Origin of the sequence: Enterococcus sp. DIV1328a (assembly GCF_050536905.1) — a bacterium.
Taxonomy (GTDB): Bacteria; Bacillota; Bacilli; order Lactobacillales; family Enterococcaceae; genus Enterococcus; species Enterococcus faecalis.
In genome coordinates this window covers 821,016-830,000 of the sequence record NZ_CP172912.1, presented here as the reverse complement: position 1 = coordinate 830,000, position 8,985 = coordinate 821,016, and the positions used below count along the sequence as shown (strand labels likewise).

Sequence of the window (8,985 nt, the reverse complement as noted above, 5' to 3'; positions counted from 1 at the left end):
ACGTATTCACCGCGGCGTGCTGATCCGCGATTACTAGCGATTCCGGCTTCATGCAGGCGAGTTGCAGCCTGCAATCCGAACTGAGAGAAGCTTTAAGAGATTTGCATGACCTCGCGGTCTAGCGACTCGTTGTACTTCCCATTGTAGCACGTGTGTAGCCCAGGTCATAAGGGGCATGATGATTTGACGTCATCCCCACCTTCCTCCGGTTTGTCACCGGCAGTCTCGCTAGAGTGCCCAACTAAATGATGGCAACTAACAATAAGGGTTGCGCTCGTTGCGGGACTTAACCCAACATCTCACGACACGAGCTGACGACAACCATGCACCACCTGTCACTTTGTCCCCGAAGGGAAAGCTCTATCTCTAGAGTGGTCAAAGGATGTCAAGACCTGGTAAGGTTCTTCGCGTTGCTTCGAATTAAACCACATGCTCCACCGCTTGTGCGGGCCCCCGTCAATTCCTTTGAGTTTCAACCTTGCGGTCGTACTCCCCAGGCGGAGTGCTTAATGCGTTTGCTGCAGCACTGAAGGGCGGAAACCCTCCAACACTTAGCACTCATCGTTTACGGCGTGGACTACCAGGGTATCTAATCCTGTTTGCTCCCCACGCTTTCGAGCCTCAGCGTCAGTTACAGACCAGAGAGCCGCCTTCGCCACTGGTGTTCCTCCATATATCTACGCATTTCACCGCTACACATGGAATTCCACTCTCCTCTTCTGCACTCAAGTCTCCCAGTTTCCAATGACCCTCCCCGGTTGAGCCGGGGGCTTTCACATCAGACTTAAGAAACCGCCTGCGCTCGCTTTACGCCCAATAAATCCGGACAACGCTTGCCACCTACGTATTACCGCGGCTGCTGGCACGTAGTTAGCCGTGGCTTTCTGGTTAGATACCGTCAGGGGACGTTCAGTTACTAACGTCCTTGTTCTTCTCTAACAACAGAGTTTTACGATCCGAAAACCTTCTTCACTCACGCGGCGTTGCTCGGTCAGACTTTCGTCCATTGCCGAAGATTCCCTACTGCTGCCTCCCGTAGGAGTCTGGGCCGTGTCTCAGTCCCAGTGTGGCCGATCACCCTCTCAGGTCGGCTATGCATCGTGGCCTTGGTGAGCCGTTACCTCACCAACTAGCTAATGCACCGCGGGTCCATCCATCAGCGACACCCGAAAGCGCCTTTCACTCTTATGCCATGCGGCATAAACTGTTATGCGGCATTAGCACCTGTTTCCAAGTGTTATCCCCCTCTGATGGGTAGGTTACCCACGTGTTACTCACCCGTCCGCCACTCCTCTTTCCAATTGAGTGCAAGCACTCGGGAGGAAAGAAGCGTTCGACTTGCATGTATTAGGCACGCCGCCAGCGTTCGTCCTGAGCCAGGATCAAACTCTCATAATAAAAGTTAGAACAATCTTACGATTGTTAAGCTCAATTTGTTTGCTAGCATATTGCTTGCTTGTTAAAAATGTTTGTTGTCTTGAATTGAATCAAGACGCCCTACACATTTGGTTCGTCTATTCTTTGTTCAGTTTTCAAAGGTCTACGTTACCTCGCAGCAACTTTTATATCATAACAAACTTTCGTTCGAATGTCAAGAACTTTTTTGAAAAAGTTTTTTAAGTTGTTTTGCTCGGTCGTTGCCGTCTGTTGTGACAACTTCTATATCTTATCATTATCTCAGTTGTTTGTCAACAACTTTTTAAAACTTTTTTGTTATTTTATAACAAGTTTTTTTGATCAAATGATTGATTTAAAAGCAACCTCTTTAACGACTTTGTTATTCTAACATGTTATTTATCTTTTCGTCAAGAAAAATTTTTAACTTTTTAAAACTTTTTTCTTAACGAACTGTTTGTCAGAACAGATATTAATATACCAAGGATTTTTCTAAAACGCAACTATTATTTTGCAGAAAAATAACATTTTTTTCAATTTCGAACGATGAGTATTTTCTGCAAAGAAAACATTCGTTTCTTTATCTTATAATCCCTTTTCTCTTACTGAAATGTTCGTTAATCATTCGTAAAAAAAAGCAACGTACTTTATTGTACGTTGCTCTCTTCTTTTATTCCAGCGATTGGAATAAAAATTCTAAAGATCGTTCCTTGATGCAATACGCTTTCTGCATCAATACGTCCTTTATAGTTTTCGACTAATTGTTTTGCAATCGATAGTCCTAAGCCATTACCGCCTTTATTTCTTGCACGGGCTTTATCTACTCGATAGAATCGATCAAATATTTTCTCCAAGTCTTCTTCAGTGATTCCTTCACCAAAATCTTGCACAGCTATTTCAAATTCATTCATCGTTCGAGAAATGGAAATATGCACTTCTTTTCGATCTGTTGAATATTTAATCGCATTATCTAATAGAATAATTAGCAATTGTTCAAAGTGATTACGATAGATTTTCAGTTCAACTTCGGTTGGTAAATCGTCATCTAATGTGATATGAAACTCAGGATAAACCAATTGGAAGTTATTAAATACTTGGTAGACTACTTGTTTAGCATCTGTTCGTTCATTTGCATATTGGGTGTCCACTTGTTCAGCGCGTGAAAGGTCAAGCATTTCTTGGACCAAGCTCTTCATACGACTAATTTCTTGTAAACTGGCCTTTAATGATTCATCTAAAATTTCAGGATCGTCTTTCCCCCAACGATTTAAAAGGTTTAAATGGCCTTCCATAATCGCAACGGGCGTTCTTAATTCATGGGAAACATCTTCAACAAACTGCTCTTGTTGTTCGATATAGCGTCTCATACGATCTAACATTTCATTAAAGATTTCCGAGATATCTGCTAACTCATCTCTCGTATTAATCTCCGGCATGTGGACATCTGATTGCGGGTCTTTGCGGATTGTATCCATCGTGTCTCTCAATACTTTTAATGGTTTTAAGAAATAAGAAGAGAGGATAAAGCCTAAGACACTACTTACAATCAGAGAAATCACTTCTAAAACTACAAGTGTTAATAATAAATGATTACGAATTTCATAAAAAGAAGAAAGTTCATAAAACGCTTGAATATAGCCAATTTTTTCTCGTGTTTCTTTTGAAAAAATAGGTTCCACGGAATAAAAACCGGTTTTATCAAAAACGGTTCGAACAACAGGTAATTGTCGATCCAATTGTAATAACTTATCATATTCATTTTGTGTTTTAAAAACTAGCTTTTGGTTTGTGTCATACACAGATAAATAAAGTTCTGGTTGTCCTAGTTCAGATATGAAACTGTCCATTTCCATAAACGAACCTTCTACTGCTGTATGCTTATTATAGTAGTTTTCATCTCTTTCACTCGGCGTTTTTAAATAGTCAAAAACGTCTGTTACCGTTAAATTTTCATTGGCATTAGCTAATCGATTTGTTACTTCTGCAATCGTTGCTTCGACATTTTCCTTTTCTTTGGCAACAATAAGACTGACAGAAGACTTATAGGTAATCACCGCAAAAATGGTAAAAACTACAAATATAAAGAAAGAACTTGCGAAAGCCCACTTTATAGTTAAAGATGGGCCTTCCAGTTCTTTTTTAATCGTTCTTTTCATTAATTAGTTCTCACGAACGCATAACGTAGCCAGTTCCACGGACAGTTTGGATGTAGCTTTCTTCTCCAGGTACGTCAATTTTATTTCGCAAGTAGCGGATATATACATCCACAACGTTTGTTTCTACTTCTGTTTCATAGCCCCAAACTTTATTTAGTAACACATCACGTGCCAAGACAACGTTCACGTTTTCCATTAGCGTTAATAGTAATTCGTATTCGCGTTTTGTTAATTCAATCATTTCAGAATTACGACGAACGACACGATTTTCTTTTTCAATTGTTAAGTCACGATATGTAATCGTTGTTTGTTTTGCAACGTTTTTATCGCCCTCAATATCAATACGACGAAGTAACGCACGTAAACGAGCTAACAATTCTTCAATTGCAAATGGTTTAACAATATAATCATCCGCTCCATGGTCTAAGCCAGAAACACGGTCAATTACTGAATCACGCGCAGTCATCATAATAATTGGTGTATTTTTCACTTGGCGAACACGGCGACATACTTCTAATCCATTTAATTCTGGTAACATCAAATCAAGAAGGATAGCATCCCATTCGTTGTTAAGAGCGGCTTCCAATCCTGTACGACCATTGTAGTGTACTTCTGTCGTATACCCCTCATGTTTTAATTCAAGCTCAACGAATCTCGCTAAGTTCTTTTCATCTTCAATAATTAAAATGTTGCTCATTTGATTAATTGTCCTTTCTCTTTAAAAGCTATACTCAAGCTCAACCTTTTTATTCCTTACTACTTATTAGAGAATTACTACTCAATCTGTCTGGTTCTTTTTTAAGCCACAGTAAAACCATGAGCATGGTGAGCCACACTCATGGTCTCCAGCGTGTTTATTCTTCGTTGTACCAGCTGTAATGGTAGATTCCTTCTTTGTCTGTGCGTTCGTACGTATGAGCACCGAAGTAATCACGTTGTGCTTGAATTAAATTCGCTGGTAAGCGATCTGAACGATAAGAATCGTAATAAGCAATTGCAGATGAGAATGTTGGTACAGGAACACCTGCTTGAACAGCAATCGCAACAACTTCACGAACGGCTTGTTGATATTTTTTCGTAATTTCTACGAAGTATTCATCTAACAACAAGTTTTCAAGTGCTGGATTTTTTTCATATGCATCGGTAATTTTTTGTAAGAATTGTGCACGGATAATACAACCTGCTCGCCAGATTTTTGCAATTTCACCAAATGGTAAATCCCATCCGTATTCTTCAGAAGCTGCACGGAGTTGTGCAAACCCTTGCGCATAACTCATTAATTTACTAAAGTATAATGCTTCGCGAATTTTTTCAATCAATTCTTTTTTATCGCCTGCAAAGTTAAAGGCTGCAGGTTTTGATAAAATGCCACTTGCTTTTACGCGTTCTTCTTTGTAAGCCGAAATAAAACGTGCAAATACTGATTCTGTAATTAATGGTAATGGTACGCCAAGATCTAACGCACTTTGGCTTGTCCATTTACCTGTTCCTTTGTTGCCTGCTGCATCAAGAATAACATCAACGATTGGTTGGTCGGTTCCTTCATCATCTTTACGTGTCAAAATGTCAGCCGTGATCTCAATAAGGTAACTGTCTAATTCGCCTTCGTTCCATTCTTTGAAAATCTCTGCCATTTCATCAACAGATAAACCTAAGATTTGTTTCATTAAATCGTAGGATTCAGCAATTAATTGCATGTCCCCATATTCAATCCCATTATGAACCATTTTTACATAATGTCCAGCACCATTTGGGCCAATGTAAGTCACACATGGTTCACCGTCTTCTGCTTTAGCTGAAATTTTTTCAAGAATTGGCGCAACTAACTCATACGCTTCTTTTTGTCCGCCAGGCATGATAGATGGTCCTTTCAAGGCTCCTTCTTCTCCGCCAGAAACGCCAGTACCAATAAAGTTAATTCCTGAGTTTGCTAGTTCTTCATTACGTCGCATTGTGTCTTTGAAGAACGTATTACCGCCATCAATTAAGATGTCGCCTTTATCAAGGTGTGGTAACAATTCTTGGATTGTCGCATCTGTTGCAGGTCCAGCTTTAACCATCAACATAATTCGACGAGGTTTTTCAATTGCATTCACAAATTCCTCAATTGAGTATGTTGCTTGAAAGTTTTTGTCAGGATGTTCTTCAACCACTTCTGTTGTTTTTGATCCTGTACGGTTATACAGCGCAACTGTATAGCCTCTGCTTTCAATGTTTAAAGCAAGATTTTTTCCCATGACAGCCATGCCGACTACGCCAAATTGTTGTTTTGTCATTTTATGACCTCCTATATTATAATCAACGAAAATTCTATGAGCATTCTCTTATAATCCTCACTATTATAACGCACTATCTTTCATATGAAAACAATATAGTGCCAATAAATTTCCAATTTCTTCATATTTTCTTAAAAAAATACAAATCCCCTAGGCTCCATGGTTAGCCTAGGGGATTCAACATTTCAAAAAATGTTTTTATGCTTATGCTTCTTTAGACATTACGTCTTTTCCATCGTAGTGACCACATGCTGGACATACGTGATGGCTTTTTTTCATTTCACCACAGTTTGAGCATGCATTTAAGCCTTTGATTGTTAATTTGTAGTGTGTGCGACGTTTTGCTTTTTTCGCTTTAGAAGTTCTTCTAGCTGGTACTGCCATTGTTGTTCCACCTCCTTGTAAAGATGCGTGTATTTACATACACAATATATTCCAACCTAGCTGTTATCTTCCTCTTCAGCATTATCGCTGAGTAATTCTGATAGTTTAGCCAGACGAGGATCCACTGTTTGTTCTGCTGCTTTCTGCTTACTTTCCAAATATGCTTCTTCTGAAATCACTTCCCAGTCATTGCCACTTGGCATTTCTTGACTGTTTTGTTCTTCTTCTGTAAGCACTTGAATTGGAATGGACAATAGAATGTTGTCTTCGACAGATTCATCTAAATCAATTGTTGGCTTGTCCAATAAAATAATCTCTTCAGCTGCAAATCGTTCATCTCTTGTATCCATTTGTTCTTTTGTCATAAAGACTTCATCGACCGTGATTTGCATTGGCAAAGCCACAGGTTCTAAAGAACGGGATGAAGGAACGGTTACAGTTACCTGAATAGTGTAATGAAGTAAATATTCTGATTTATTGACTGCTAATAAGCCTTCTACTTTGATTGGACTTACATCCAACAAGGTATCATCTCGTTGAAGAAGCTCTTCTTTAAGATGCAATGTTTCTGAAAACACTAGCGGCTCTTCTTTGTATTTATTTAATTCTAACAAAGACCACTTCATAATTATCACTCCTAAGCAACAAAAGCTATTATACAGGGGTATGAAAGCTTTGTCAATGAAATTTTCTTGACAGCCCTTTCTTATTTCCTGTTTTTCTTTCGTTTTTTTTATAATTGTTTTTCTGTTGAAGATAACTTAGCGCTTATTTAATTAAATAACAAAATTTTTGTGTGAAATAACATAAATAATTTAAAACTAAGACATAATTTTACTATTTACGCCCAACTCTTTATTTAATGAATACATGTTTTCTGAACATTTCGTACTACTGTCTTCTTTGTAAAAAAAGCTGAGACAAACTGACGAATCGGTTTGTCCCAGCTTTGCGTCCGAGTACATATTGCTTAAAATCAAATGATTGAATTAATTAGATTTAGATAGCTGTTGTTGCTCCGCGGTAAACAATACCACGACGAGGATCAACAGTAATCACTTCGTCATTATTAATTAATGATGTTGCATCTGCAGCACCTACGATAACTGGAATATTTTGCGCAATCGCTACAACAGCTGCATGAGAAGTTAAACCACCTTCTTCAACAACTAATGCTGATGCTTTTTCAATTGCAGGCATGTATTCTTTATCTGTTGTTTTTGTAACTAAAATAGCTCCTTCAGTCGCTTTAGCAACTGCTTCTTCAGCAGTTCCTGCAACAACGGCTTTTGCAATAATTGCTTCTTCGCCGACACCTTGACCTTGAACTAATTTAGAACCGATCATTTGAATTTTCATTAAGTTTGTTGTGCCTTTTTCGCCAACTGGAACACCAGCAGTGATAATGATTAAATCACCTTCTGAAGCATAACCTTCTTCTTGTGATACTTTTGAAGCTAAATTAAACATTTCATCTGTGCTTGATGGTTTGTCAGCAACTGTTGCGTAAACACCCCATGATAATGATAAGCTACGTGCTTTTTGTTCTGAGAACGTAATTGCAACGATATGTGCTTTTGGACGGTATTTAGAGATCATACGTGCTGTATGGCCTGATTCTGTTGCCGCAACGATTGTTTGGATACCCAAGTTACGTGCTGTATGGCCAACAGATTGTCCGATTGCTTCAGTCATATCTGTTTTGCTATATAATTTCAATGCGAATGAATCTTGGTTAACTAATGTTTCTTCTGTACGAACTGCAATACGAGCCATTGTTTGAACAGCTTCTAATGGGTAATCCCCTGCTGCAGTTTCGCCTGATAACATTACTGCATCTGTTCCATCGTAGATTGCGTTTGCTACGTCATTTGCTTCCGCACGTGTTGGACGTGGGTTACGTTGCATTGAATCTAACATTTGTGTTGCAGTGATAACTGGTTTACCTAAAGCATTACATTTTTTAATTAAAGCTTTTTGGACAACTGGAACATCTTCTGTTGGAATTTCAACACCCATGTCACCACGAGCAACCATTAAACCATCAGAAACTTTTAAGATTTCATCGATATTATCGATACCTTCTTGGTTTTCGATTTTAGGAATGATTTGGATGTGTGTTGCGTTTTCTTCTTCTAAAATTTTAGTGATTTCTAAAACGTCAGAAGCACGACGAACGAAGCTAGCTGCGATAAAGTCAATTCCTTGACCAATTCCGAAACGGATATCGTTAGCATCTTTTTCAGTGATCCCTGGTAAGTTTACAGAAACGCCTGGTACGTTAACGCCTTTTTTGTTTTTCAAGACGCCTTCGTTTTTAACAACTGTTACGATTTCGTTTGCATCACGGTCGATATCAGTTACTTCTAAATCGATTAAACCATCATCTAAAAGAATGTGTGAACCTACGTTTACATCATTGATTAATTCTGGATAAGTGATTGAGAATTTTTCATTTGTTCCTAAAACTTCTGTCATAGAAATACGTACTGAGTCACCAATTTTCATTGTGATTGCGCCATTTTCCATGTCATTTGTGCGGATTTCAGGACCTTTTGTATCTAGTAAGATCGCTACGCGTTTCCCTGTAATTTTTACAGCTTCACGAATGTTTTTAATACGAGCACCATGCTCTTCGTAGTCACCATGTGAAAAGTTCAAACGGCAAACATTCATACCTGCATTAATTAAGTTTACTAGCATATCAACGGATTCACTAGCTGGTCCAATCGTACATACGATTTTCGTTTTTTTCATTACTAAAACGCTCCTAT

General features: G+C 38.7%; 6 protein-coding genes and 1 rRNA gene (1 of these 7 cut by a window edge). All 7 read right to left on the bottom strand.

Annotation, left to right across the window (positions count from 1 at the left end; all coding sequences use genetic code 11):
* Window positions 1–1,398: ribosomal RNA gene (locus IGL93_RS04020) — 16S ribosomal RNA — on the bottom strand (it extends 163 nt beyond the left edge of the window).
* Window positions 1,399–2,042: 644 nt separating this feature from the next.
* Complete coding sequence (locus IGL93_RS04015) at window positions 2,043–3,551, bottom strand: HAMP domain-containing sensor histidine kinase (RefSeq protein ID WP_002363430.1); 1,509 nt, start codon at window positions 3,549–3,551, stop codon at window positions 2,043–2,045.
* A gap of 10 nt (window positions 3,552–3,561) precedes the next feature.
* Entirely contained in the window at window positions 3,562–4,248 is a 687-nt protein-coding gene (locus tag IGL93_RS04010; protein WP_002355954.1) for a response regulator transcription factor, read from the bottom strand.
* A 157-nt stretch (window positions 4,249–4,405) separates the two neighbouring features.
* A complete protein-coding gene (gene gndA, locus IGL93_RS04005; protein ID WP_002355953.1) occupies window positions 4,406–5,827 on the bottom strand; it encodes an NADP-dependent phosphogluconate dehydrogenase in 1,422 nt (473 codons plus the stop codon).
* A 204-nt stretch (window positions 5,828–6,031) separates the two neighbouring features.
* On the bottom strand, window positions 6,032–6,211 hold the full coding sequence (gene rpmF, locus IGL93_RS04000) for a 50S ribosomal protein L32 (protein ID WP_002355952.1): 180 nt from the start codon (window positions 6,209–6,211) through the stop codon (window positions 6,032–6,034).
* A 56-nt stretch (window positions 6,212–6,267) separates the two neighbouring features.
* Window positions 6,268–6,837, bottom strand: coding sequence for a YceD family protein (locus IGL93_RS03995; RefSeq protein ID WP_002363429.1), 570 nt, complete (start codon window positions 6,835–6,837; stop codon window positions 6,268–6,270).
* Window positions 6,838–7,210: 373 nt separating this feature from the next.
* Window positions 7,211–8,968 (bottom strand): pyruvate kinase, encoded by a 1,758-nt coding sequence (gene pyk / locus IGL93_RS03990; RefSeq protein ID WP_002355949.1) that lies wholly within the window; start codon window positions 8,966–8,968, stop codon window positions 7,211–7,213.
* Window positions 8,969–8,985: the final 17 nt, after the last annotated feature.